Below are 25,010 nucleotides of genomic sequence, written 5' to 3'. Positions count from 1 at the left end.
GCGAAAGGTTTTCTTCCAGCTGTCAGCTATGAGCCGTGAGCTATCAGCTTGGGGCTCTTACTTCCCACCCATCGCGGTGAGACCTGCGATGGATGGGGCACGGATGTGTTTGTGCTACGGCAGGAGGAGGAGCTTGCCGGTGGTTTTGCGGGATTCGAGATCGCGGTGGGCCTGGGCGGCTTCTGCGAGGGGGTAGGTGTGGGCGATGCGGAGCTTGAGGGAGCCCTCCGCGACCCAGCGGAAGACGTCGCGGGCGCGCTGCTCGAGATCTTCGCGGGTGGCGACGTAGTCCTTGAGCGTAGGGCGTGTGACGTAAAGGGAACCCATCTGCGAGAGGCGGATGAGATCGAACGGCGGGACTGCGCCGGAGGCTCCGCCGAAGAGGACGAGGGTGCCGCGGGGGCAGAGGCACTTGAGCGACTGCTCGAAGGTGGACTTGCCGACGGAGTCGTAGACGACGGGGAGGCGAGTGCCTTCGGTGATCTGGTGGACTCGCTCGACGACATCCTCCTGGGTATAGAGGATCACGTCGTCCGCGCCTGCTTCACGAGCGAGGGCAGCCTTCTCTTCCGTGGAGACGGTGGTGATGACGTGTGCGCCAAAGCGTTTGGCCATCTGGATGAGCAGGAGGCCGGTACCGCCTGCGCCCGCGTGGATCAGGATCTTGTCGTTGTACTGGGGGACGAACGTTGAATGAAGAAGGTAGTGAGCGGTCATGCCCTGGACGAGCGCGGCTGCGGCCTGCTGGGCGGAGATGTTGTCCGGGAGCTTGAGGAGCGCGGAGGTGGGGGCGAGGGCGAACTCGGCGTAGGTGCCGGTGGCAGCGTTGAAGGCGACGCGCTCCCCGACGTGGAAGCCGGTGACGCCTTCGCCTAAGGCAACGATGGTTCCTGCGGCCTCCTGGCCGAGGGTATAGGGCAGTTGGGCGGGGTAACGGCCTTCGCGGAAGTAGGTGTCGATGAAGTTGACGCCGGAGGCTTCAATGCGGACGGAGACCTGTCCGGGGGTTGGGGTGGGATCTGGGAGTTGGGTGAGGGTGAGGACCTCTGGTCCGCCGGTCTGGGTAATCTGAATGGCCTGCATAGCTACCTGGTATGCCTCCGAAGAATTGATGATGTCGAACTTATTTTTGACTTAGGCAACAAGATACACGTTCCATAGCGCGGGGATACTGCCTCGCATTTCTGGTGATGGCGCAGCATGAAAATGCGTTGCCTGCGGTGTCTCGGCCTGTCCTGGATGAGGCAGTAGATTTTTACCGAAACAGGAATCCGGAAGGGCCGGGACTTCCTTTGAGGGCCGGAATGGCGAAGATCAAACGATTGATCGAGTCGCGCTGCAGCCGGAGTAATTTTCTGCTTTCTTTCTTCTGCGGAATGGGGTGTATTCATTGCAATCTTTTATTCCTGATCTCTGCCGAGGTGCGCGATGCCGAAAAATATCGTTGTTTGCTGTGACGGAACGGGTAATGAGTTTGGCGACTCAAACTCCAACGTGGTGAAGCTCTACACCTGCATGAAGGTGGATAAAGAGCAGGTGGCGTACTACCATCCGGGCGTTGGGACGATGGGCAATCCCAACAAGACTGGCGTGGGCAAGAAGATGAGCCTGATCTACGGGATGGCGTTTGGCGCAGGGTTCATGGATAACCTTGCCGATGCGTATCGCTTTCTGATGGCGCAGTACAACGACGGCGACGGGCCGATGGACGCCGACCGGATCTACCTCTTCGGCTTCTCTCGCGGTGCGTACACGGTGCGTGCGCTGGCTGGCGCGATCTCCATGTTCGGGCTGCTGTGTCCGGGCAATGAAGGGCATCTGCCGTACCTGCTGCAGATGTACTCGACGGAGAGCAAGGCGGCTTATGGACGGGATAATCGCCACGGACGCCGGTTGCAGGAGACTGCTGAGTCGATGGCGTTTCGTGAGACCTTTTCGCGCCAGGTGCCGATCCACTTTGTGGGGGTGTGGGATACGGTTTCATCCGTGGGCTGGATCTACGACCCGGTGAAGCTGCTGTTCGACGGGCAGAACCCGGTGATGCGTAAGGGCCGGCATGCGGTCTCGGTGGACGAGCGGCGCTGCTTCTTCCAGGACAATCTCTGGGGGCAGCCTTTGACCCCTGCTGAGACGCCCGTGCTGGCTCAGTGTTATGCCGATGCCGCGGACCGGCAGCAGGATATCGTGCAGGCTTGGTTCGCAGGGGTTCATTCCGATGTGGGTGGAAGCTACTCGCAGAGCGAGTCCGCGCCTGCGATGGATGCGCTGCGCTGGATGCTGGATGAAGCCGTTGCTGACGGTCTGATTCAGAACGATGAGAAGCGCACGGTGATCTTCGGGGAGACCGATGCGGCGCTGCCGGGCTTGAGCGATTTGAACAAGCCGGCGCTGCCTGGAGTGTGCCTGCACGAATCGCTGAACTGGAAGTGGAAGCCGCTGGAGTGGTTTCCCCATACGTACTTTGACGATAAGGGAGACCCACAGTTGCAGTGGTCGCCGTGGCCGCACCGCAGGGAGATCCCGAACGATGCGCTGATCCACCCGAGCCTGTGGAAACGGCTGACCACCGATGCCAACTACCAGCCGCCTAACCTGAATCAGCACGACACCGTTCCGTATGAGGCTTCAGGAACACCCTTGCTGCATCCCGAGGTGAGAGCGAAGGTGCAGGCGGAGGGCTTCCGGGTATATCGACCGGGGCAGGTGGCGAAGAGCAACGCCGTGGCACAGATGAGCAGGGCCGCGGCGGTGCTGTTCGGGCTGGGGCTTACGTTGCTGATGCGGCGGAAGGGATAGGGCGGCTAGACGTTGAACTTGAAGAAGAGGATGTCGCCGTCCTTGACGACGTACTCCTTGCCTTCTGACTTGAGGAGGCCGGCTTCCTTGACGGCCTGCTCTGAGCCGAGGCGGAAGAGGTCTTCGCAGTGGTAGGCGTCTGCCTTGATGAAGCCGCGCTCGAAGTCCGAGTGGATGACTCCGGCGGCTCCGGGGGCCTTGGTTCCCTTCTTGATCGTCCAGGCGCGGACCTCCTGCACCCCACTGGTGAAGTAGGTATAGAGGCCGAGGAGGCGGTAGGCGGCGTGGATGAGGCGGTTGAGACCGGGCTCCGTGAGACCCATCTCCGAGAGGAACTCCTGGCGCTCGGCTGCGTCGAGCTGGGCGATGTCGGCCTCCATCTGACCGCAGATGCGGACGACCTCACTTCCCTCTTCCTTGGCGCGTTTCTCGACGGCGTCGGTCCATTCGTTGCCGGTGGTGAGGGCGGACTCGTCTACGTTGGCGACGTAGAGCATGGGCTTGGCGGTGATGAGGAAGAGGTCGCGTGCGATGAGCTTTTCATCGTCCTCCAGCTCTGCGACGCGGGCGGGCTTGCCTGCGTTGAGGACCTCGCGGAGCTTCTGGATGGCGGAGTGCTCGGACTTCTGGGCGGCGGTGGCGGACTGGGACTTGGCGGCTTTTTCTGCCTTGACGGCGCGCTTTTCCACGGTGTCGAGATCGGCGAGCAGAAGCTCGGTGTTGATGATGTCGATGTCGTGCAGCGGGTTGACGCCGCCGGCGACGTGGATGACCTCAGGGTCCGCGAAGCAGCGGACGACGTGGAGGATGGCGTCGGTCTGGCGGATATGGCTGAGGAACTGGTTGCCGAGACCTTCACCCTTGGACGCGCCTTCGACGATGCCGGCGATGTCGACGAACTCCATGGTGGTGGGGACGATAGAGTCGGGTTTGACCATGGTGACGATGCGATCCATGCGCGCGTCAGGGACCTGGACGACGCCGACGTTGGGGTCGATGGTGCAGAAGGGGTAGTTGGCGGCCTGCGCCTCGGCTGAGGTGAGGGCGTTGAAGATGGTGCTCTTGCCTACGTTGGGCAAGCCTACGATTCCGACGTTTAAGGGCATAGAGTCTAGTTTCTCATGGGCCAGTGAAAGCCGACATCAAGTCAATGTGCGTCTTTGGTCATGCGGACGATTTCTATGGTCTGTCCGTCGGCTACGGGGACCTGGATGCGTTCGAGTTCGCGGTAGCCTGAACGCTTGTAGAGACTGACGCCGGTGAGGGTGCTCCCCATCTCGTAGCGGCGGAAGCCGGCGGTATGGGCGGCTTGTTCTGCTGCGTGAAGGAGCATGGCTCCGATACCTTGGCGAGCCCAGTCGGGGTGGACGAAGATGGCTCGGATCTTGGCGGCGTCCACTGCGGGATCGAGCCAGTCCGGGGCCTTATCTTCAAGCTGATGATCGCCTCCGTAGAGGGTCTTGCGGGCGCTCCAGCCTCCGCAGCCGATGAGGATGCCGTCTTCTGTCTCGGCGGCGAAGTAGCCTCCGTCGGCGACGAGGCGGGTGTCTACGGTGAAGACCGTGGCGATGGCGGCTTCGCGTTGGGCTTCGTCGTAGTCGCCGGCCTGCAGGCCACGGACGGAGGCGCGGATGAGCGCGGTGATCTGGGGGATCTCATCGGTGCGGAGCGGCCTGATGTGGATCGGCACGGACAACCTCCAAAACTTCACAGCTGGAGTCACGTTCGGTTCATTGGATTCAAACACGAAGTTCAATGCCGGTGGGCGCGGATGAAGCCCCAGGGCGGTAGAATATAGCTATGGACAAGACTATCCGCAGAGTCACCGATGTGGCGGAGCAGCGGGCTGAGAACTTCCGCTACTGGCAGAGTCTTCCCGCCGGGGAGCGTCTGGCGGCGGTCTGGGACGCGACTCGCGATGGATATGCCTTCAAGGGAGATGCCGGTGGAACTGAGCAAGGATCACCTCGAACTCTTGTCCGCTTTGAACGGTCAGGACGTTAAGTATCTCGTCATCGGTGGCTATGCGGTTGGTGTGCACTCAGAACCACGGGCGACGAAGGATCTTGACGTCTTCATTCGCCAGGACGAGCAAAACAGCGAGGCTGTCTTTCGTGCGCTCGCGTCGTTTGGGGCGCCGCTAGCAGGTTTAACAGCGGCTGATTTCAATGACGGAAAATCGTTCTTTCAGATGGGGCAGCCCCCTCATCGTGCTGATGTTCTGCAGGCCATCAGCGGTGTGGAATTTGATGAATGCTATGAACGCAGGGTGTACGCGGTTGTCAACGGAAGCCTGACTGTTCCTGTCATCTCTGCGGTGGACCTGGTCAAGAACAAACGGACCGTGGGGCGTCTGCGTGATCTGGCTGATGTAGAAGACATTCTTGAGGCACAACAGGCCCTCAAGAAGGAACAATGAAGTCTTACTGTTCCCAGCCATCAGTCATTTTTAGTGGAGGAGGGATTCTTCGTTGCTGCGGAGGCGCAGGATGCGGTCGACCGCGTACGGGGCGCGGTGTTCGGCGGTGTGGAAGTGGCGGACCTGGAGCTCGCCCAGGAGGCCGATGCCGAGCATCTGGATTCCGCCCAGGATCAGTACGCTGGCGATGGTGAAGTAGGGGGCGTGATCGTCGTGGACGGCGGTGTGGGTGAGGAGCTTCAGGGCCATCAGCCAGACGCTGATCACGCCGCCGCTGAGGATGCCGGCCGCGCCGATGGTGCCGAAGAAGTGCAGCGGGCGCGTCATGTACTTGAGCAGGAAGCGGATGGTCAGGAGATCGAAGAAGACGCGGAAGGTGCGGGAGAGGCCGTAGTGGCTCTTGCCTGCGACGCGCGCGGGGTTCGAGATGGGGACTTCGCAGATGCTGGCGCCGTACCAGCTTGCCAGCGCGGGGATGAAGCGGTGCATCTCGCCGTAGAGGGGGATGTTCTGGATGACCTCGCGGCGGTAGGCCTTGAAGGTAGTGCCGAAGTCGTGGATATCGACGCCGGAGAGCGCGGCCATGAGGCGGTTGGCGATGCCGGAGGGGATGCGCCGCAGAAACATATTGTCTCCGCGCTCCGAGCGCCAGCCGCTGACGACATCGTAGCCCTCTTCCAGCTTGGCGAGGAACTGCGGGATCTCGGTTGGCTCGTGCTGGAGGTCGCCGTCCATGGCCAGGATGAAGTCGCCCTGGGCATGATCGAATCCGGCGGCGAGGGCGCTGGTCTGGCCGAAGTTGCGGCGGAGTTTGACGACCAGGACGCGGGAGTCGACGGCGGCGATCTCTTCCAGCAGGCGGTAGGTGCGGTCGAGCGAGCCGTCGTCTACAAAGACGAGCTCAAAGCTCTCATTCAACTGCTCCATGACGGCTTTGAGGCGGTCATAAAGCGTGGTGACGTTCTCCTCTTCGTTGTGAAACGGGACGACGATGGAGTATTTCGGCACCCTCTAATCATACTCGTCCGGGCCGGGCGGAGGACAGCGAGAAAGGTGTTCCGGGCGGGGGCAAATGAAAAAGATTAGCGAAAAGACATTCCGCTTGTGGCGTGCGCTGGGTTAGTGTGGGAGCATAGCAGGGAAAACATTTGCACTTGCATTGGGGCAGCCTGGGCGGATCGTTACGCCTGTGCCGCTGCCCTGGTTAGATTGCCTTTGCTGAATCGCCTTTGGAGGAATTGGATGGCTCGACGGATTCTGGTTTTGATCTTGATCGTAATTCTGGTGGTGAGCTGCTACTACGCGTGGAAGAACTACGAGCATCGCCAGCGTATGGACGACGGCAACGTCAGTTGCACGGGCTGCCTTTCGCCCGAGCAGGAGAGCGCCTTCAAGCGTGAGAACGCGGGCGAAACCGCCGACGGCCAAAGCGAACATAAGTTCGACTTCAGGGGCACGGAGCAGGATCGGCATAACGGCGAAAACGGGCGGCGGTTTGATGACGGTGGCGGCCAGCCGGTGCCGGATAACGATCCGAACCAGCGCTTCCGCATCCCGGAGCGTGACGGCGGCTATGCGGACGATCGCGGGCACGACCGTGCGGACGATCGTGGCTTCGATCACGCAAATGACCACCGCTTTGACGACCAGCAGCGCCGCTTCGACGACCCCGGCCGGCGTTCCGACCGGCCCGACTTTGGGCGGGACACGCTGCAGCCCATCCCTCCCAACGGCGCGGCGTTTGCCGGACGGGGCGAGTATCAGTGGTATCGCGAAGGCAACCTGACCTGGCGATTGAACACGGAGACGGGTGCGAGCTGCGTGGCCTATGCGACGTTGGAGGAGTGGCGCAAGCCGCTGGTCTTTACGCATGGCTGCGGACGCGGCTAGATCGTTGCACGGCTTCACAGCATGAGAAAAGCCACCCTTTGCGGGGTGGCTTTTTTTGTTTGGGTTGCGGGGGCAGGCTACCAGGGGAGCTCGTCGCCCATGTGGATGAAGCGGCCGGTGGGGCCGTCCGGTCCCAGCAGTGCAAGGGTGACGCTGGTCTTGGCACCGTCCACGATCTCCATGGGTGCGGCGTCCGTGCCCATCTCCGTCTTGACCCAGCCGGGGTGGGCGGAGTTGACCTTGATGGGAGTGTCCTTGAGCTCTGCCGCCAGGTGGATGGTGTAGGCGTTCAGTGCGGACTTGGACGCGTCGTACGCCAGCAGCTTGATGCCTGCGATGGGGCTCTTGGGGTCCGCGTGCAGGGTCAGCGACCCGAGGATGCTGGACAGGTTGACAATGCGGCCGGCGTCGCTCTTGCGGATCAGCGGGAGCAGCTCATTGGTGAGATAGACGACGGCGAAGACGTTCGTCGCGAAGATCCCCTCAAGCTCCTGCGGTGAGGTGGTGCTGGGCTTGGCGGCGTTGAACATGCCGCCCTCCGCGCCGATGCCGGCGTTGTTGATCAGGATGTCGAGCTTGCTGAAGTGCTTGAGGATGTATGCGGCTGCGTTGCGGCGGTCTTCCACGTCGGTGACGTCCAGCTTGACGCCATAGGCATCGATGCCTTCACCCTTGAGGATGCCGGCGGCATACTCCGCGGCCTGGAGGGTGCGTGCGCCGAGCACGACGCTGACGCCTTGCTGTCCGAGCTGACGCGCGGTCTCAAAGCCAATGCCACGGTTCGCGCCCGAGATGAGCGCGACCTTCTTCTGTTCTGCCTGCTGCTCTGCCATGAAACTCTCCTTCTGCTGCATGTTCATAGACACATCTGGGGTGCTGGTCGATTCAAAGATTCGGCGGCTTCCCTGCCGTCCACGCGCATTGACCCTGCCCGGCGGGCGTGTTCCGATGGAAGCCGGTGACTCAAAAAGCTGCTGTACCTTTCGCACTTCCCATCGACGAGATTCTACCTGCGATTCTGTCTTCGCTGGCGCGCACTCCCAACCTTGTGATCGAGGCCGCACCCGGCGCGGGTAAGACGACGCGCGTGCCGCCGGCGCTGCTGGGGCTGGTGCAGGGCGAGATCCTGGTGCTGGAGCCGAGGCGGATTGCGGCTCGGCTGGCGGCGCGGCGGGTGGCTGCGGAGCTGGGTGAAGAGGTGGGTGGGACGGTCGGGTACCAGGTGCGGTTTGAGGAGGTCAGCGGCCCACGCACGCGGCTGCGCTTTGTGACCGAAGGTATTCTGACGCGGCGGTTGATCGGCGACCCCACGCTGAAGGGCGTGGATGCGGTGGTGCTGGACGAGTTCCATGAACGGCATCTCGATGGCGACCTGGCGCTGGCGTTGCTGAAGCGATTGCAGGTCTCGCGGCCTGAGCTGCGGATCGTGGTGATGTCGGCGACGCTGGAGGCTGCGGCGGTCTCGGAGTACCTGGGCGGCTGCCCGATGCTGCGGTCTGAGGGACGGCTGTTTGAGCTTGCGGTGCGGCATATGCCGTACTCTCCACTGACGCTGGCCGCGCAGGTCAGGCATGGGGTTGAACTGCTGACGAAGGATGAATCATCCGGGCACATTCTGGTGTTTTTGCCGGGCGCGGCGGAGATTCGCAAGGCTATGCGGGAGTGTGAGACGGTGGCGCGGAAGGCCGGGATGATCGTGCTGCAACTGCATGGTGACCTCACGCCCGCAGAGCAGGATCGTGTGGTCTCGCCTTCGGCTGAACGCAAGCTGATTCTGGCGACGAATGTTGCGGAGAGCTCGGTGACGATCGACGGCGTGTCGGCGGTGATCGATAGCGGGCTGGCGCGGGTGGCGTCGTATTCGCCGTGGACAGGGCTGCCGACGCTGGCCGTTAGCCGGGTCAGCAAGGCCTCGGCGCGGCAGCGGGCGGGACGCGCAGGACGTACCGGCCCTGGACGCGTGCTGCGGCTCTACTCCGAGGAGGACTACCGGCAACGTGCGGATCATGACGCGCCGGAGATCGTCCGGAGCGACCTTGCGCAGTTATGCCTGGCGCTGCGGGTCATGGGGCTTGCGGGCTTCGATGAAATCGACTGGCTCGACGCGCCGCCACCCCCGGCGGTGGAGCGTGCGGAGAAGCTGCTGGATGGCCTCGGGGCGGTGGGCGCGATGGCGGAGAAGATGTCGCGCTATCCCCTGCCGCCTCGGCTGGCGCGGCTGGTGGTTGAGTCTCAGGCGCGCGGCGTGGGCGCGCAGGGATGCCTGGCGGCGGCGATGTTGAGCTCCGGCGAACGCAGCCCGCAGCATGATCTGTTGACGGCGTTGGAGGCCGAGCATGATGGGCGGACGCTGCAACTGCAGAAGCAGCTCGGCAGGATTGCCCATGCGAAGGAGGGCAGAGACGATGACGACGCGCTGCTGCTTTCAGTCCTCAGCGGCCATCCGGATCGTGTGGCTCGGCTGCGTGCGGGGAGCCAGGTGCTGCTGTCTTCCGGCGGTTCGGCGGAGCTGGACGGCGAGCCGCCGCCTTATGAGTTCATGGTCGCGCTGGAGGTGGAGGACCGCACCGAGAAGCCGCTGCCGCTGATCCGTATGACCGCGCGCATCGAGCCGGAGTGGCTCATCGACCTCTTCCCTGAACGCATGCGCGAGGTCTCCAGTTTGAGCTGGCATCGCACGGCCGAGCGGGTCGAGGCGGTTGAAACGCTGCTCTACGAAGAGCTGATCGTGCAGGAGTCGCGCGACAGTATGCCAGCCCCGGAGGCTGCGGCGGCGTTGCTTGCGGAGAAGATGCTGGAGGTCGGAGTCACGCGCTTCGTCGAGGAGGCTGCGCTTGCGGATCTGAACGCCCGCATCGAGGTTGCAGGCATCACCCCGCCTGATCTTTCAGCGGTCCTCAACGATCTATGCTTTGGCAAGCGCAGCTTTGCGGAGCTGAAGAACTCATCGGCTGATTTGCTGGCGATGCTCGAACAGGCTGCCGGCCAGAGCAAGCTGCGCGAGGCCGCGCCTACCAGCGTCAAGCTGCCCAGCGGCCGGCAGACCAAGGTCCACTACGAGACCGGCAAGCCGCCCTGGATCGCGTCGCGCCTGCAGGATTTTTTTGGCATGACGGAGACGCCGCGTATCGGCCCCGGACGCACGCCGGTGGTGGTGCATCTGCTTGCGCCCAACCACCGCGCCGTGCAGACGACCACCGACCTCGAAGGCTTCTGGACGCGGCTCTATCCGCAGGTGCGGCGTGAGCTGATGAGGCGGTATCCGAGGCACGCATGGCCGGAACGCCCGGAGTAACTCTCGGCCCCGGCGCTTGTCTTTTCCAATTGACAGAGCACTTGTGGTTCACTAGTTTAGCGCTACCGATTCAAGTAGCTTTTCATCGATCGACCCGGGCCCGTCCACCTCGCTTACACTGTTGCGTCCGCTGTCTTTTATGGCAGCACTTACGCCTGTCCCACCCCTGATTCCCTACCTTGCCTGGAGAAGATGATGCCTGATTTTGTTGGAAAAAGCCTTGCGTTGAGCGCCGACGGACTGGCTGATGTCGCGCAGAAGCTTGGCGTGGGAAGCGCCGAGATCCAGACCGTCGTCTCGGTCGAAACGCACGGTGCGGGCTTCCTCCAGGATCGCCGTCCGCAGATCCTGTTCGAGCGCCATTTCTTCTCCCGCCTGACCCAGGGCGCGTACGACGCGAGCCACCCCGGCATCAGCTCGCCGACGCCCGGCGGCTACGGCATGGGTGGTGCGAATCAGTACGTTCGGCTGGCCGAGGCCGTCGCGCTGAACCGCCATGCGGCGCTGATGAGCGCGTCTTGGGGCATCGGGCAGGTGATGGGCGCGAACTTTGCGGTGGCGGGCTTTCCGGACGTGGAGACGATGGTCGCGGACATGTGCGATTCAGAGGATGCGCAGCTCGCAGCCGTGGGCGGCTTCATCCTGGGCAACAAGCTCAACCGCTTTCTTGCCGTGCACGACTGGCAGTCGTTTGCACGCGGATACAACGGCGCAAACTACGTCATCAACCACTATGACGTGCAGTTGAACGGCTTCTACCAGAAGATCAATGCGGGGGCTTCACCGGATCTTCACGTCCGCTCCGCGCAGGTGTATCTCACCTTCAACAACCTGGACCCGCATGGGATTGACGGCTCGATGGGACCGGGAACGCGATCCGCCCTGATTGAGTTTCAGACAGCTCAGAACCTCTCCCAATCGGGCGAGGCAGACGATCCAACCATGGCCGCGCTGCTGCCGGTGTAGGTTTACTTGGCAGCCACTGCGCCTGTCGTTGTCCGTGGATAGTATCCGTTGCGCGTGCGAACCTGCAGGCGTCCGAAGCCCTTGGACTTGGCCTCCACATGCACCTGCCGGTAGCCGCCCTTGCTGGGCGGATTGGTGGAGCGGTAGGCGATGGTGTACTGGGTCCGGATATCCGCTGCAACCTCCGCCGCAATGCCGTCCACTTCCTTGAGCGACTTCGGGAAATAGGCCTGGCCGCCGGTCTCAGCCGCCAGGCTCTCCAGCACCTTGCGCGCGTGGCGGGACTCGCGCCGATCCGTATCCTCACCGAAGAGCAGACCCACGCAGTAGATCACCGGCCCGTCGAGATCCTGGATGCGGCGGATGGACTGCTCGAGCGTCGCGCTCGAAGCATTGTCCTCACCGTCCGTGATGATGATCAGCACCTGTTTGGTGTTCTTGGCGTTCTTGGTTAGGTAGTCGGCTGAGGCGACCAGTGCGTCGTACGCCGCGGTGCCTCCGCTGGATTTGATGTAGCTCAGGCCCTGCGAGAGCTTGTCGACGCTGGTGGTGAAGTCCGTGTCGATGAAGGCCTCGGTGCTGAAGTCGACCAGGAACTCTTCGTCCATGGGGTTCGAGAGCTTCACCAGGTCGATCGAGGCTTTGTCCACCGCGTTGCGCTTGTCGTACATGGAGCCGGAGCTATCGATCAGGAGGCCGATCGAGACCGGCAGGTCCTGGTGCTTGAAGCTGTTGATGGTCTGCGGGACACCGTCTTCATAAACGTGGAAGGCGTCCTGCTGCAGTGTCTGGATGGTCTGGCCGCTGCCATCGATGACGGACGCATTCAGTACGACCTCAAAGGCATCCTGTTTCAAGGTGTAGCGTCCACCCTGGCCTTTTTCCACCTGCGGGCCCTGGGTGGGTGCGGCCGCGGTTACGCCGGGCGCGGGGTCTGGATCGGGGGACGGCACGGGGTCGCGATCCACGTTTAGAGGGGCGGTGGTCGGAACCTGGCTTGGAGTCTGGGCCGGGATCGGCGTCTGAGCAGGGACAGCCGGAGCGGTCTGGGCCTCCGCACCCATCGCGCCGCCCACCATCAATCCCATGACGCAAAGTGCTGCAAAGTTACTGCGAAGCTGCATAGTACCCCTGGCGATAGTGAACATCCATAGCCGGCAAGCCTGGCGGAGGCACCAACCGTACCTTCAATTTACGCCAGTTGCCGTCTTTCTTCACTTCAGTTGGACGGTAACCAATGACATACTCGTTGCGCAACTCCGCACTGATTCTGCTGGCGATATCCGCCATGTCCGCAATGTCGGTCACCGGAAACATGCGCCCGCCGGTCATCTCGGAGATGTCCTTCAGCAGCACCGGCCCAAGTTGCTCCTCCTCGGTCGGCGCATAGGCGTCGTAGATGCCGATGGAGTAGATCTGGACGTCGCTCTCCCGCACCACGCGGCGGAGTTCGCCTTCCGTGTAGCGGCTGCGATTGTCGCCGCCGTCGGAGACGATGAGCAGCGCCTTGCGGTCGTACTTGGCCTCCTTGAGCTTGTTGACGCCCAGGTAGACCGCGTCGATCAGAGCCGTGCGGTTCTCCGGCTTCAGCATCACCATCCTGGCCTCCACATCCTCCACGTCTGATGTGTAATCCACGATGACGGCTGGCTTGTCATTGAAACCGACTACAAAAAACTCGTCCGCCGGGTTGGACGTCCGCAGAAACTCGCTCAGCGCCTTGCGCGCCCGCCCAAACTTTGAGGTCATGCTGCCGCTGAGGTCGAAGACGATGCCGATCGTTACCGGCGCGTCCTGGGTGGAGAACGTCTTGATCACCTGCCCTGTGTTGTTGTCGAAGACCTCGAAGTTAGTCGCCTCCAGCCCGGTCACCAGACGATTGGTATCGGTCGTGGTCACCGTCATGGGCACCAGCACCAGGTTGGCCTCCAGCCGCAGCCTCGCACCGTTCCTGGGCCTGGCCACGGTGGCCTCCGGCAACTTATCTTCCGGCGCAGCCGGAGCCTTGGCTGCGGGCGGCTTGGGAATCGACGTCTCCACCTTATCCAGCGGATTTTCTTGTCCCCGGCCCAGAGGTCCACACGCCAGCGCAAGCGCGAGCACCCCCAGCATCCGGCCCAACCCGTTCTTCCACCGTTCCCGATCCCGCATAATAGGCCCTATGCCCGCGCAGCTCAGTCGTTTGCAGGCAGCAATCCACGCCCGCAGATTACACCTAAGACGCTGTTTTCGAACACTTCATGACAAACACAGGACAACTTCCGTTCCAGCCTGATCAACGTTTTCCTTCTATCGATCAAAATTCTCCGTGAAAAGCCTCCGCACCCTCCAGATCCTGACCGTTACCGCTCTCGGCATGGCCGCGCTGCTGGCGCTGATCCCCGCCGCCGGGCATGACCAGCTCTGGTTCCTGCTGATGGCCCAGCGCTGGCTGCACGGCGCAACGCTGTATGGGCCGGAGATCTTCGACTCCAACACTCCCGCCGTCGTCTGGCTCTCGGCCATCCCGGTCGCGATGGCCGAGCGCCTGCACCTCGGCATCCCCTTCGCCGCCAAGCTCCTGGCTGTGCTGCTCGAAGCTGGGATCGCCACGCTTTCCTGGCGAATCCTGAGCCTCCGCGTCACCCTCAGCCCGTCACAAAAAGCGTTCCTGGCCTTTGCCTTCGTCACCCTCTTCGCCATCGTCCCGGCGCGGGATCTCGGCCAGCGCGATCAGCTCGCTGTTCTGCTCTGCCTGCCTTATGTGCTGGCCGCGGCGTCTGAGTCCTCGCCACCGTTGGCGCTGCTGGCTGCGATTGGAGCCTGCCTCAAACCCCAGCAAGCGCTCGTCCTCGTCGCCGTTGAAATCACTGTCCTGATTCGTAGACGCCGCCCTCGTGTCGACTCCGCCGTCATCCTCCTCGCCGGCGCGGCGTTCCTGCTTGCCGTCCACCACCTCACGCCGCTCTTCTTCACCCTCACCCTGCCCACCCTGCTTTCGACCTACTGGGCCATCGCCCACCTGACGCTCTTTCAGCTCTTCCTTGAATCCCTCCAGCTTCACGTCCTGGCCCTGATCGCCTTGGCACTCTTTTTCCGCCCGCGCCTTCAATCAGCGCCGGCAACCACCCTCCGCCCCACCATCACCCTGTTCCTCGTCGCCGGAACCGCTGCCACCCTTGCCTATTACCTCCAGGCCACGGGCTGGTACTACCAGCAGCTCCCGGGCATCGCGTTCTTCGGTTGTGCCCTCGCGCTTGAACTCGTCGTCCTCACCGATGCCCACCCCATCCCGACGCCCGCGTGGTTCCCCTACGCGACCGCCGCCCTCGGCGTGTTAGCCCTGACCCTCACCATCCACTTCTCGGGCTACCCCTTCAGCCTGCGCCCATTCACGGAAGACCGCACCTACGCCATAGACACCCCGGACCCAACGTTCTTCGCCAGCCTACCCCCAGGCACCCCCATCGCCACCCTCACCACCTCGGTTGACGACGCCATCATGCCCGTCTACCGCTATCGCCTCATGTGGTCTCAGCGCACCAACAACCTCTGGACGCTCCCGGCGATCCTTCGCGGCACCAAACTCACCCCGCTGCGCCGCGCCGAGCTCATCGCCCAGCAACACCGCTGGATGGTCGAAGACCTCACCCACTGGCAACCGAAGCTGGTCCTCGTAGCCCGCTGCCAGGACCCCGCCGTCCGATGCCAGGAGCTCGAAGACCGTCACGACAACCTGCTCGCCTTCTTTCAGCAGGACCCCGCCTTCAACGCCATCTGGAGCCACTACCGCTTCCTACGCAGCTCCGGCCCTTACGACGCCTACGCTCTACTGCCCTGAATGCGCCCGTCCCGGCTTGACCGTGACCTCGTAGAGCTCCGTGTCGCGATACGAATCGCTGGTCCGCGCCACCACCCTGATCTCCGCCCCATCCGCCGTCAGCTTCCGCAGCAGCCAGTCCTCCGGGTAGTCGTACCGGCCCAAGACGAAGAATCTGGGATGCTCCCGCACGAAGTCCCCGTACCCCGCAACGTGCCCGCGCAGATGGAAGCGCTCCGCCACGGACTGCATCTGCTCGAAAATATTCGCGTGCGCGAATTGCGTGCTTCCGGCCTTGTCCGTCAGGTAGTAGAGCCGATCCAGCATCTGCGCGTTCTCATGATGGTTCATCTCCATGAACGTCAGGCCGCTGGCGTCCACCAGAGGCAATGAGGCATCCATTGCAGCCGTGATCCGGCAAGCCTCGCAGGGCTTCACCCTGGGCTCCGAGTTCGCGACCGTCGGGATCAGCTCTCCGGCGGCAATCTGCTGCGGCACCACCAGCCAAAGCCCGGACATCAGCAGCACGATCCCTGCTCCCAGCAGCCCCACTCGCTCGTCCAGCCGCCCCCCGGAGATCGTCCAGCGGCCAAGCAGCGCCGTTGTCAGGATCACCACGCCCAGCGTCGCAATCGCACCGTATCGCGGAAAAAATGCACCATGCGAGGCCATCAGATCCAGAATCAGGAGCAGCGGAGCAGTCATCATCCAGATCACCGTCAACCACTCGGCCCCGGTGAAGAACCACGCCGCCCCCCGCTCCTGCGGGCCGCCGCGCAGATGCCTCACTCCCAGCACGACCAACACCGCCAACGCGGTCAGCGCCAGCGCCACAAGCTCCCGGTTCACGGACGCGATGTAGAAGTTGAAGATGGCCTCGCCATCCGGCTGAAACGCGGCCGGAAAGATGGCCTGCCCGTGATTCCGCAGCATGGGCACGTAGATCGCCGTCACCGCCAGCGGCGTTACCAGCGCGGCCAGCACCGCCCAGTCCGTTTTGCCCCGCTGCCTGCGGCTCCAAAGCTCTGCCAGGATCAGCCCCGCCATCGCCAGCAACGCAAAGATATGGCTCAGCAGCATCCCCACGCACCCCGCCAGCAGCAGACCGAGCCCCAGCCGCCGCCTGCCATCGGTCGCCTCCTGATACCCCACCATGGCCAGCGCCACAAACCCCAGCATCAGCGTGTACGGTCGCGCCACCACCGCAAACTGGAACAGATCGCTCTCCAGCAGCAGCATCGCTGCAAATACGCCGAACATCACGCCCATCCGCCGCTGCACGAACCGAAACGTGCAGAGCATCCACACCAGGAAGCCCGCAATCTCCGGCAGCCGCACCGCCAGCGTATTCACCCCGAACAGTGCAAACGACCATCGGCTCAGCAGGTACACCAGCGGAGGATTCAGGTCGAGCGTGCGCAGGTCGAACCACATCTGCTGGAGCGTTGGAGCCTGCGCGATGTAGTAGGTGAAGAGCTCGTCATGCCACATGGGCGCATGGCGGGAGGCGTCGAACGCTGCCGGCAGATACACCAGCACCAGCAGGACCGCGGCCAACCACGCATGCCGCTCAAAGAACGCGCTCACCGCACCCAGCGCCGCTCCCGCACGCATTCTGAACCACGTCAAAGCAGCCCACCTCGCCGGTCGTAAAGGTAGGCCCGGCACCTCAAAGTATAGCCAACACCCCAGTAACACCCGCCCCCGTACAATCGAAGCTGGAGAAACGACACAGACATGGCAAAGATCTACCCCTTCCGCGCCCTCCGTTACGACACCACCAAGGTCCAGATGGAAGACGTCGTCACCCAGCCCTACGACAAGATCACGCCCGCAATGCAGCAGGCCTACTACGACCGGTCCAAGTACAACCTGATCCGCGTCATCCTGGGCAAGAAAGAGCCGGATGACACCGATCCCTACGCCGCCGGCTCCATCGACACGCCGCAGCAGAGCGTCTACACCCGCGCCGCCGAGAGCCTGAAGTCCTGGCGTAAGAAGGGCATCCTCAAGGAAGAGGGCGAGCCAGCGCTCTACGGCTACTCCCAGACCTACACCGTGCCCAATACGGATGAGGTGCGCGAACGTCGCGGTTTCATCGGTCTCGGCCATCTCTACGACTACGCCGACCAGGTCGTCTACCGGCACGAGCAGACCTTCCCCAAGCACAAGTCGGACCGGCTGGCGCTCTTCAAGTCCACCCGTGCCTACTGTGAGCAGATCTACATGCTCTACAGCGACCCCGCCTTTACCGCTGAGAAGCTTATCTTCGACCGCGGCGCAGCAGCCGACCTCCAGATCACCGACGAGTACAACGTCGTCCACCGCGTCTGGAAGCTGACCGATCCACACCTCATCAACCTCATCGTCGGGGCCATGGCGGATAAGAAGCTGATCATCGCGGACGGGCACCATCGCTACGAGACCAGCGTCACCTACATGCACGAGCGCGCCGAGCAGCTGGGGCTGAACCAGCCGAAGTCCGACGAGGACGATCGTGAGTCCGAGGAATCGCCCTCAGCTCGCGTCGACGAAGGCCACTCGTTCCTGCCCAAACCGACCTTCCCGGAGGCCGCCATGATGATGACCTTCGTCAACATGGAAGCGCCCGGCATTACCATCCTCCCCACCCACCGCGTCCTCTTCAACCTGGGCGACTTCATCACGGCGGACTTCCTCGCGAAGGCTGCGGCGTACTTCGAGATCACCCCGCTCATGGAACCGAACCTAGAAGAACTCTCCGCCACGGACAAGACCGCGTTCGTAGTCGTCACGCGCGACGGCATCCACCTCCTGACCGCGAAGCCTGAGGCTATCGCAGAAGCCCTGCAAGGCATCAGCGCCCGCCAGGCACAGTTGGACGTCGTCCAACTCCACACCCTTGTCCTTGAACGCCTCATCGGCCTCTCCCACGAGTCCATTGCGGCGGTCGAGAACATCCGCTACCTCCGCGATGCCAAGGAAGCCGTCGAGCAGGTCCACAAGGGCGAGGCAGACGTGGCCTTCCTCATCAAGCCCGTCACCCTCACCCAGCTCCGCGACATCTCACTGTCCAACGACGTGATGCCGCAGAAGTCCACCGACTTCTACCCGAAACTGCTGAGCGGCCTCGCCATCTACGCGCTCGACTAGGCCGATAATTCCACGCATTCACGGCCCATCGTAAATGCGTGGGAGCCTCATTTCGTCCAGTGGGTCATGATTGGCCCGGAACACGAAGTCCAGACCTAACCCAATTATTTTGAAGACTTTGCATACTTTTACCGGGGGAGGGGTCAAGTCTACAAATCCCTTCCCTTACAATCACCAGAGCCTCCTGTGATCCCCTTCCGCATCGCCGTGCTGCTGCTCGCCGCCTCGTCCGTCCAGGCGAGCGCCCAAACAGATGCACCCGCAGCCACGCCAACACCTAAGCCCCACAAGCGAGCCGCGAAGCCCTACCAGCCCTCCTTCAACCCCACCCTGATCCTGCTCGACCCGGCGCACGGCAACCAGGATAGCGGCGCGACGCTTGGCCCCAACCTGAAGGAGAAGGACCTCAACCTGGCCTTCGCCCAGCGCCTGCGCGGCCTGCTGCAGGCCAAGGGCTTCACCGTCCAGCTCACCCGTGAGGCCGACGCACCGGCCCCCGCAGCAGCGCCGCCCGCCGATCCCGATAACCCCACTCCGCCTCCGCCACCCCCGCCCCAACTCACCCCGGACCAGCGCGCCGAGCAGGCCAACCGCCTCCACCCCGGGGCCTGCCTCCTCATTCACACCACTCCCGCCGGCCACGGCGTCCACCTCTTCCTCTCCGCCTTGACGGCACCCAACACCCAGGCTGAGCCTCGCCAGGTGCTCCTGTGGGACACCGCCCAGGCCCCGGCTCTCGCCCACTCCACCACCCTCTCCGGCCGCCTGGCCGAAACCCTCACCGCCCAGTCCATCCCCCTGGTCACCGGCCGCGTCTCCGTCAAGCCCATCGATTCGATGAGCTGCCCGGCCGTGACGCTGGAGATCGCGCCGCTGGCTGAAAAGGGCGGCAAAACCACGCCGGTGCAGGATCAGGCGTACCAGCAGAAGGTCGCCGCAGCGATCGCGGAAGGTCTGGGCAACTGGCGCACCGACGCTGAGGCCATCCTGCAGGCGGAGGCCGCTGAGGCCGCACGTGCCGCCGCCGCGCTCAACCCAGCCAAACCAGAGCCCGCAAAGCCCGCAGCCAAGCCCAAACCAGCCAAGCCCGTCGTTACGCCAGGCCACCTGATCCCCGGCCAGATCGCTCCACTGCCCAAGATTCCCCAGATCGTTGCACCCACCACCAAGCGCCCGGCAGCTCCAGCGCCAGGAGTCCCCCAGTGATCCCCAAATATCAGCGCATCGTCTACTGGACCCTGCTGGGCGGCATCCTGCTGATGGCGCTGCTGCTGATCCATGGCTGTATCCGCAGCCGTGACCGCGTCATCGCGCAACGCGACGCCAGCCCCATCGCCGCGCCGGTCGACGCGCCCGAAGAGTCGGCCCAGATTGCCACGGCCAACGATTCCGACAGCACGGTCACGCTCGACGCCATCACCCTGCCGCTTCCGCAGGAACCCTCCGTCCGCGCCCGCATCCTGCTGGATCGCCTGCTGGCCGACGCGGCGCTCCCGGCGTCTACGCACCCCCTGCCCCCCGGCCCCGCCATCGCCGGCGTCTTCTTCCTCCGGCTGCCCATCAACAATCCCGCCGATACCGGCCAGCAGGCTCACGCCTCGACCTCCCCCTACGGCACCACCCACTACGCCGGGAGCGTGCTGGCCGTGGTCGACTTCACCCAGGCCTTCGCCGACGCGCATCCTTCCAGCATCCAGTCTGAAGACCTTACCCTCCGCGCCATCATGACCACGCTCCACGCCAACTTCCCAGAGGTCGCGGAGGTTCGGTTCCTCGTAGCCGGCGTCTCACGCGACACGCTCGCAGGCCACGCCGACCTGACCCGCCCTTACCCCACCACCGACCCCGCCACCGCCATTCACCCCCTGGCCGCGGACGGCAACCCCGAATAATGTCCCTCGCGAATCCAAACGGTCCCACCATTGGCGTCTTCGACTCGGGCTTCGGCGGCCTTACGGTTCTACGCGCGCTGCTGCCGCTGATCCCCGGCGCACGCTACCTCTACCTGGGCGATACCGCACGCCTGCCATACGGAGCCAAGTCCCAGCAAACCATCGCCCGCTACGCGCTTTCAAGCGCCGCCTTTCTGCTGGAGCAGGGCATCGAGATGCTGGTCGTGGCCTGCAATACCGCGACGGCGCTTGCGCTTGATGACCTGAAGCAGGCGTTGCCCATCCCGGTCGTCGGCGTCATTGCCCCCGGCACCGCTGCCGCCGCCAGCGCGAATGCCGACACGAACGTGCTGGTCCTTGCTACCACCGCCACTGTTCAATCCGGGGCCTACACCAGAGCCTGCACAGCCCTTGGCTTAACCGCCTACGAGAAGGCCTGTCCGCTGCTCGTTCCACTCGTCGAAGAAGGCTGGATCGATCATCCCGTCACCGCCGAAGTCCTGCGCATTTACCTCACGGAGGCCTTGGAAGAAGCCCCCAATGCGACGACGCTGCTCCTCGGCTGCACGCACTACCCCCTGCTCCGCCCGATGATCGAGCGCACCCTCACCGCCCTGAATCACCCGCTGAAGATCATCGATTCCGCCACCGCAACCGCCCACGCCGCAGCCGCCCTGATCCCGGCGTCCGCACAGTCCGCCCACGCAACCTGCACCTTCTACGCGACCGATTCCATCGAGAAGTTCCAGCGCCTGGGCACCAGCTTTCTGGGCCAGCCTTTACCTGAAGTTCACCTCATAGACCTGGGCGGCTAAGCACTTACTGCACCATCACTGCCTCACCACCGCCCCATACTGCCTTACACTGCCCTTATGCCTTTCCTCCTCAAGACCGAGCCCAACAAGTACTCCTACGACGACCTGCTCCGCGACAAGGAGACCGTCTGGGACGGCATCGCCAACAACCAGGCGCTGCTCTACCTGCGCAACATGAAAAAGGGTGAGAAGCTCGTCATCTACCACTCGAACATCGGCAAGGCCGCCATCGGCACGGCCAAGGTGGTCTCCGTCGACGCGACCGATCCGAAGAATCCGCAGGTGCGCATCGCTCCCGGCAAGCGGCTGAAGAACGAGAAGCCGCTGGACCAGATCCGCGCTGCCGCCGTCTTCACAGACTCCATCCTGTTCCGCCAGTTCCGCCTCTCCGTCGTCCCCATCACGGACGAGCAGTACGACTGGCTCGTCGCCTGACGCCTGCGTCCGGCCAAACTGCTATCCTTACCCACGAACTCACAGGAGCACACGCATCATGATCGATCTCAAGGGCAAAATCGCCGTCGTCTTCGGCCTTGCCAACAAGCGCAGCATCGCCTGGGCCATCTGCCAGAAGCTTTCGGAAGCGGGCGCCACGCTCGCCATCTGTTACCAGAGCGAGCGCCTCCAGAAGGACGCTGAAGCTCTCGCGGCCGAGCTGGGCGCCATCAACGGAACCGCCGCACGCACCTTTGCCTGCGACGTCTCCTCCGACGAGCAGATCGACACTGTCTTCGCGCAGCTCAAGGATGCTTATGGCAAGCTCGACATCCTCGTCCACTCCATCGGCTTCGCGCCCAACATCAAGAACACCGTCGTCCAGACCACGCGCGAGGACTTCCGCGTCGCCCACGACGTCAGCGCTTACTCGCTTATCGCGCTGACCCGCGCCGCCGCGCCTCTTATGACGGACGGCGGAGCCATCCTCACCCTCACCTACTACGGCGCGGATAAGGTCTTCCCCAACTACAACATCATGGGCGTCGCCAAGGCTGCGCTGGAGGCTGCGGTGCGCTATCTCGCTTCCGACCTGGGCGCGCAGAAGATCCGCGTCAATGCCATCTCCGCCGGGCCCATCAAGACGCTTGCCGCACGTGGCATCGGGGACTTCTCGAAGATCCTCAACGCGGTGGAAGAGCGTGCGCCGCTGCACCGCAATGTGGATGCGCTGGAGGTCGGCAATACCGCCGCGTTCCTGTGCAGCCCGCTGGCCAGCGGCATTACGGGCGAGATCATGTTCGTCGATTGCGGCTACAACACCACAGGCCTCTAGATCACTTAAAACGCGAAGCGTCCAAAACCGTGCGAAGCACCGCCCGTCCGGCGTCAGGACGCTTTTGCCTTTGCCTTTGAAGAGGAATTTCATGACCCTAGCCGAACGCCTCCTCCCAGAACTCGAAGCCGAACTCGCCAAGACCCGCAAGGTTCTGGAAGCCGTTCCTGACGGACATAACGACTTCAAGCCGCATGAGAAGTCCATGCTGCTCAACCGTCTCGCCGGCCACACCGCCGAGTTCGCCCAGAACATCGCCCTCATCCTCACCCTGCCCGGCATCGACATGGCCACCCCGCAGGACCCACGCAAGATCCTCCGCATGGAGACAAGCGATGCACTGCTCGCAGAGTTCGATGGGCTAGTGCCCAAGGCCATTGAAGCGCTCAAGCAGACCACGGACGAGGCCTTCGACGAGACCTTCACCCTCACCCGCCAGGGCGCGCCTGTCTTCTCGAACACGCGCTACACGGCCTACCGCAACAACGCGCTGAACCACATGATCCACCACCGCGCACAGCTAGGCGTCTACCTCCGCCTCCTCGAGCAGCCCGTCCCCGCGACCTTCGGCCCCACGGCCGACTCCAAATAGCCACCGATCAGGGTGCCCCATGTCCCGCTTCTGGGACATGGGTTTACTGCCGCACCACCACCCCATCCTTCATCACAAACTTGACCTTCGTGACCGCTGAGATGTCCTTCACCGGATCGCCCTCCACCGCGATCACATCAGCGTAGTACCCCGCCTTCAGTTCGCCGATCTTCCCTTCCCAACCCAGGAGCTTCGCCCCATTGAGCAGGTCGGCGCGGAGCACATCCGGCGCAGACATTCCGTTCTGCACCATCAGTTCCAGCTCCCTGGCCTGCGTGCCATGCGGAAACGGTCCCACGTCACTCCCCACAGCCATTGGCACACCAGCCGCAAGCTGCTTCCTAAACTCGGCCACATGAAACGCATTCGCATCCTGCCTCCTGGCCTTGGCCGCCGGAGCAGTGGTCTGTTCCGCAAAGTACTCGGAGATTGCAAACGTCGGCACGGCAGGAATCCCCTTCGCCTTCATCATCTTCATCGTGGCGGCGCTCAGGTTGTCCGCGTGATCGACCGATTCCACTCCAGCCTCAACCGCGTACCCGGTCCCCGGCTCACCCGTCGCATGAACCGCCACGCCGTGCCCCGCGCCCGTGCCGAACCGGGCAGCCTCCGCAACCGCCGCCTTCAACTCCTCCACCGAGTACTGGTACGGCGTCGTAAACACTCCACCCACGTAGCTGTCGCGGCCGGTCTCATAGATCTTCGTGAAGTCCGCGCCTTCCTTCCGCTGCTGCCGCATCACCTTGACGATCTCGTCCGCTGAATCCGCATAGTCTGCGTTTGAAAGCACATGCTGCGCCGGGTTGAAACGGTTCGCATCCTCATGGCCTCCGGTCAGGTCGATTGCGTTGCAACTCATCCGCATGCGCGGCCCCGGGATCAATCCCTTGTTGATCGCATTGCGTACCGCCACATCTGCGCAGCCTGCACCCTCCGACCCCATATCTCGCTCAGCCGTAAAGCCCGCCATCACGTCCGCTTTGGCTGCATCCGCCGCGATGAGCACCCGCTCCGGCACACTCTCCTCCACCGTCTGCAGATCCTCCGCACCCACATGCAGAAACAGGTGCACATGCGCATCGATCAGACCCGGCATCAACGTCACATCGCCAAGGTCGATCACCTTCGCTCCAGCCGGAGCGGCGCCACCAATAGCCGTGATCCGCTCCCCCTGCACGACCACCATCCCGGGCGAGACTACCCGCCCCGCCCGCACATCCAGCATCCGTGCCGCCTTCAGCACCATCACCGGCTCATCGGATTTCCCCTGCCCCAAAGCCGACACCGCCGCCAACGCCAAAACGCCCGCAAGAATTTTCATGATGAAAGCAGCATACCCCACCGCCACCTTGCATCACTTCACTCATTCCGGAATAGAATGTTGCCATGGCTAGCATGAAACAGGCTGTTGCGTCGGCGGCTGACTTTGTCAAAGATTTGTTCCCGGAATCGAGGAACATACGTCTGGAAGAGGTGGCGGCTAAAGGACCGGTCTGGAATGTAGTGGTCTCCTTCACGGAGGGTGCCGACAATCCAACACTTTTGACTATCATGGGCGGTCCCTCAAGGACCTTCAAACAGGTTGAAATCGAACGCGACTCTGGCGAAGCATTAGCCTTGCGAGTTTGGAAGGCGTGAGTTCCTACACGACCACGCTGATCGAGCGTTTCGCGGGGCGTGGAGTCTTGATCGACACCAATCTTCTCCTCCTTTACGCGATTGGCAAATACGATCCCGATATCTTGAGCCGCGAGAGCTTCGATCGAGTCGCCACTTATTCAATAGAGGACTATCAACTCCTCGGCAATCTCATTTCGCTCTTCAGGCAGAAAGTTACCACGCCATATGTATTGGCCGAAGTGAGCAACTGGATCGGCTACTTGGCCCGAGCACAAGAGGTTGAATGCCTTCGTGGTTTGATTGACTCTCTCGACACCTTTACAGAACTCCAGGTTGACAGCTTTGAACTTGGAAAAGATGCGAGCTTCCCATTCCTGGGACTTACGGATATGGCACTCGCAGCCTACGCGAATGATTACCTGATCGTCACCGACGATGCCCGGCTCATCTTTCATCTCAATGAGCTTGGCCGGGAGGCGCTTAACATCAACCATCTCCGTCAAGAGATTTGGCTCATGAATTAA

Annotated in this window: 26 protein-coding genes; 16 read left to right on the top strand and 10 right to left on the bottom strand. The window is 62.9% G+C overall.

From position 1 onward, the window contains the following. Positions 1-114 precede the first annotated feature (114 nt). Entirely contained in the window at positions 115-1,083 is a 969-nt protein-coding gene (locus ACIX9_RS06575) for a quinone oxidoreductase family protein (RefSeq protein WP_013579699.1), read from the bottom strand. Between the two features lie 107 nt (positions 1,084-1,190). Here ACIX9_RS06575 and ACIX9_RS25655 point away from each other — a divergent pair, with 107 nt between their 5' ends. After that, positions 1,191-1,457, top strand: a complete 267-nt coding sequence (locus ACIX9_RS25655; protein WP_157477357.1) for a hypothetical protein — start codon at positions 1,191-1,193, stop codon at positions 1,455-1,457. Further along, positions 1,429-2,796 (top strand): T6SS phospholipase effector Tle1-like catalytic domain-containing protein, encoded by a 1,368-nt coding sequence (locus ACIX9_RS06570; protein ID WP_013579698.1) that lies wholly within the window; start codon positions 1,429-1,431, stop codon positions 2,794-2,796. Before ACIX9_RS25655 ends, ACIX9_RS06570 begins: the two co-directional genes overlap by 29 nt. A 5-nt stretch (positions 2,797-2,801) precedes the next feature. Here ACIX9_RS06570 and ychF read toward each other — a convergent pair whose 3' ends face one another. The 3 genes from ychF to ACIX9_RS25650 all read right to left on the bottom strand — a co-directional run bounded on the left by ychF (position 2,802) and on the right by ACIX9_RS25650 (position 4,755). Beyond that, positions 2,802-3,902, bottom strand: a complete 1,101-nt coding sequence (gene ychF / locus ACIX9_RS06565; RefSeq protein WP_013579697.1) for a redox-regulated ATPase YchF — start codon at positions 3,900-3,902, stop codon at positions 2,802-2,804. Positions 3,903-3,943: 41 nt separating this feature from the next. Further along, positions 3,944-4,486 (bottom strand): GNAT family N-acetyltransferase, encoded by a 543-nt coding sequence (locus ACIX9_RS06560; protein ID WP_013579696.1) that lies wholly within the window; start codon positions 4,484-4,486, stop codon positions 3,944-3,946. 62 nt (positions 4,487-4,548) lie between these two features. Further along, positions 4,549-4,755 (bottom strand): hypothetical protein, encoded by a 207-nt coding sequence (locus ACIX9_RS25650; RefSeq protein WP_157477355.1) that lies wholly within the window; start codon positions 4,753-4,755, stop codon positions 4,549-4,551. Here ACIX9_RS25650 and ACIX9_RS06555 point away from each other — a divergent pair. Next, positions 4,736-5,215, top strand: coding sequence for a DUF6036 family nucleotidyltransferase (locus ACIX9_RS06555; RefSeq protein WP_408609722.1), 480 nt, complete (start codon positions 4,736-4,738; stop codon positions 5,213-5,215). The genes ACIX9_RS25650 and ACIX9_RS06555 overlap by 20 nt on opposite strands. A gap of 30 nt (positions 5,216-5,245) precedes the next feature. Here ACIX9_RS06555 and ACIX9_RS06550 read toward each other — a convergent pair whose 3' ends face one another. After that, positions 5,246-6,223, bottom strand: coding sequence for a glycosyltransferase family 2 protein (locus ACIX9_RS06550; RefSeq protein WP_013579694.1), 978 nt, complete (start codon positions 6,221-6,223; stop codon positions 5,246-5,248). Positions 6,224-6,478: 255 nt separating this feature from the next. Here ACIX9_RS06550 and ACIX9_RS06545 point away from each other — a divergent pair, with 255 nt between their 5' ends. Next, positions 6,479-7,105 (top strand): hypothetical protein, encoded by a 627-nt coding sequence (locus ACIX9_RS06545; RefSeq protein WP_198152166.1) that lies wholly within the window; start codon positions 6,479-6,481, stop codon positions 7,103-7,105. A gap of 77 nt (positions 7,106-7,182) precedes the next feature. Here ACIX9_RS06545 and ACIX9_RS06540 read toward each other — a convergent pair whose 3' ends face one another. Further along, a complete protein-coding gene (locus tag ACIX9_RS06540; RefSeq protein WP_013579692.1) occupies positions 7,183-7,938 on the bottom strand; it encodes an SDR family oxidoreductase in 756 nt (251 codons plus the stop codon). A 125-nt stretch (positions 7,939-8,063) separates the two neighbouring features. Here ACIX9_RS06540 and hrpB point away from each other — a divergent pair, with 125 nt between their 5' ends. After that, on the top strand, positions 8,064-10,400 hold the full coding sequence (gene hrpB / locus ACIX9_RS06535) for an ATP-dependent helicase HrpB (RefSeq protein WP_013579691.1): 2,337 nt from the start codon (positions 8,064-8,066) through the stop codon (positions 10,398-10,400). A gap of 192 nt (positions 10,401-10,592) precedes the next feature. Then, positions 10,593-11,366, top strand: coding sequence for an N-acetylmuramidase domain-containing protein (locus tag ACIX9_RS06530; RefSeq protein ID WP_041596973.1), 774 nt, complete (start codon positions 10,593-10,595; stop codon positions 11,364-11,366). A gap of 2 nt (positions 11,367-11,368) precedes the next feature. Here the strand turns inward: ACIX9_RS06530 and ACIX9_RS06525 are convergent, their stop codons facing one another. Then, a complete protein-coding gene (locus tag ACIX9_RS06525) occupies positions 11,369-12,490 on the bottom strand; it encodes a VWA domain-containing protein (RefSeq protein WP_013579689.1) in 1,122 nt (373 codons plus the stop codon). Next, a complete protein-coding gene (locus ACIX9_RS06520; protein WP_013579688.1) occupies positions 12,474-13,517 on the bottom strand; it encodes a VWA domain-containing protein in 1,044 nt (347 codons plus the stop codon). The genes ACIX9_RS06525 and ACIX9_RS06520 overlap by 17 nt, the downstream gene beginning before the upstream one ends. 157 nt (positions 13,518-13,674) lie before the next feature. Between ACIX9_RS06520 and ACIX9_RS06515 the strand changes: the two genes are divergently transcribed. Then, positions 13,675-15,186, top strand: coding sequence for a hypothetical protein (locus tag ACIX9_RS06515; RefSeq protein WP_013579687.1), 1,512 nt, complete (start codon positions 13,675-13,677; stop codon positions 15,184-15,186). Here ACIX9_RS06515 and ACIX9_RS06510 read toward each other — a convergent pair. Further along, positions 15,175-16,794, bottom strand: coding sequence for an ArnT family glycosyltransferase (locus ACIX9_RS06510; protein WP_157477351.1), 1,620 nt, complete (start codon positions 16,792-16,794; stop codon positions 15,175-15,177). The genes ACIX9_RS06515 and ACIX9_RS06510 overlap by 12 nt on opposite strands. Positions 16,795-16,902: 108 nt before the next feature. Here ACIX9_RS06510 and ACIX9_RS06505 point away from each other — a divergent pair, with 108 nt between their 5' ends. The 7 genes from ACIX9_RS06505 to ACIX9_RS06475 all read left to right on the top strand — a co-directional run bounded on the left by ACIX9_RS06505 (position 16,903) and on the right by ACIX9_RS06475 (position 22,866). Beyond that, on the top strand, positions 16,903-18,297 hold the full coding sequence (locus ACIX9_RS06505) for a DUF1015 domain-containing protein (protein WP_013579685.1): 1,395 nt from the start codon (positions 16,903-16,905) through the stop codon (positions 18,295-18,297). 186 nt (positions 18,298-18,483) lie between these two features. Further along, positions 18,484-19,503, top strand: a complete 1,020-nt coding sequence (locus ACIX9_RS06500; RefSeq protein ID WP_013579684.1) for an N-acetylmuramoyl-L-alanine amidase family protein — start codon at positions 18,484-18,486, stop codon at positions 19,501-19,503. Further along, on the top strand, positions 19,500-20,189 hold the full coding sequence (locus ACIX9_RS06495; protein WP_013579683.1) for a GerMN domain-containing protein: 690 nt from the start codon (positions 19,500-19,502) through the stop codon (positions 20,187-20,189). The genes ACIX9_RS06500 and ACIX9_RS06495 overlap by 4 nt, the downstream gene beginning before the upstream one ends. Continuing rightward, the gene (gene murI / locus ACIX9_RS06490) at positions 20,189-21,004 is read left to right on the top strand and encodes a glutamate racemase (RefSeq protein WP_013579682.1); all 816 of its coding nucleotides are present in this window, start codon (positions 20,189-20,191) and stop codon (positions 21,002-21,004) included. The genes ACIX9_RS06495 and murI overlap by 1 nt, the downstream gene beginning before the upstream one ends. 57 nt (positions 21,005-21,061) lie before the next feature. Beyond that, positions 21,062-21,439 (top strand): EVE domain-containing protein, encoded by a 378-nt coding sequence (locus ACIX9_RS06485; protein ID WP_013579681.1) that lies wholly within the window; start codon positions 21,062-21,064, stop codon positions 21,437-21,439. Between the two features lie 58 nt (positions 21,440-21,497). Then, positions 21,498-22,274, top strand: coding sequence for an enoyl-ACP reductase FabI (locus tag ACIX9_RS06480; protein WP_013579680.1), 777 nt, complete (start codon positions 21,498-21,500; stop codon positions 22,272-22,274). A gap of 91 nt (positions 22,275-22,365) precedes the next feature. Beyond that, a complete protein-coding gene (locus tag ACIX9_RS06475; RefSeq protein ID WP_013579679.1) occupies positions 22,366-22,866 on the top strand; it encodes a DinB family protein in 501 nt (166 codons plus the stop codon). A 43-nt stretch (positions 22,867-22,909) separates the two neighbouring features. Here the strand turns inward: ACIX9_RS06475 and ACIX9_RS06470 are convergent, their stop codons facing one another. After that, positions 22,910-24,187, bottom strand: coding sequence for a metal-dependent hydrolase family protein (locus tag ACIX9_RS06470; RefSeq protein WP_041597491.1), 1,278 nt, complete (start codon positions 24,185-24,187; stop codon positions 22,910-22,912). A gap of 65 nt (positions 24,188-24,252) precedes the next feature. Between ACIX9_RS06470 and ACIX9_RS06465 the strand changes: the two genes are divergently transcribed. Beyond that, on the top strand, positions 24,253-24,504 hold the full coding sequence (locus tag ACIX9_RS06465) for a hypothetical protein (RefSeq protein WP_041596971.1): 252 nt from the start codon (positions 24,253-24,255) through the stop codon (positions 24,502-24,504). Beyond that, a complete protein-coding gene (locus ACIX9_RS06460; RefSeq protein ID WP_198152165.1) occupies positions 24,492-25,010 on the top strand; it encodes a PIN domain-containing protein in 519 nt (172 codons plus the stop codon). Before ACIX9_RS06465 ends, ACIX9_RS06460 begins: the two co-directional genes overlap by 13 nt.

The organism is Granulicella tundricola MP5ACTX9 (assembly GCF_000178975.2).
GTDB lineage: Bacteria > Acidobacteriota > Terriglobia > Terriglobales > Acidobacteriaceae > Edaphobacter > Edaphobacter tundricola.
The sequence above is the reverse complement of the archived record's forward strand: the minus strand, read 5'-3'. Positions and strand labels throughout refer to the sequence as shown.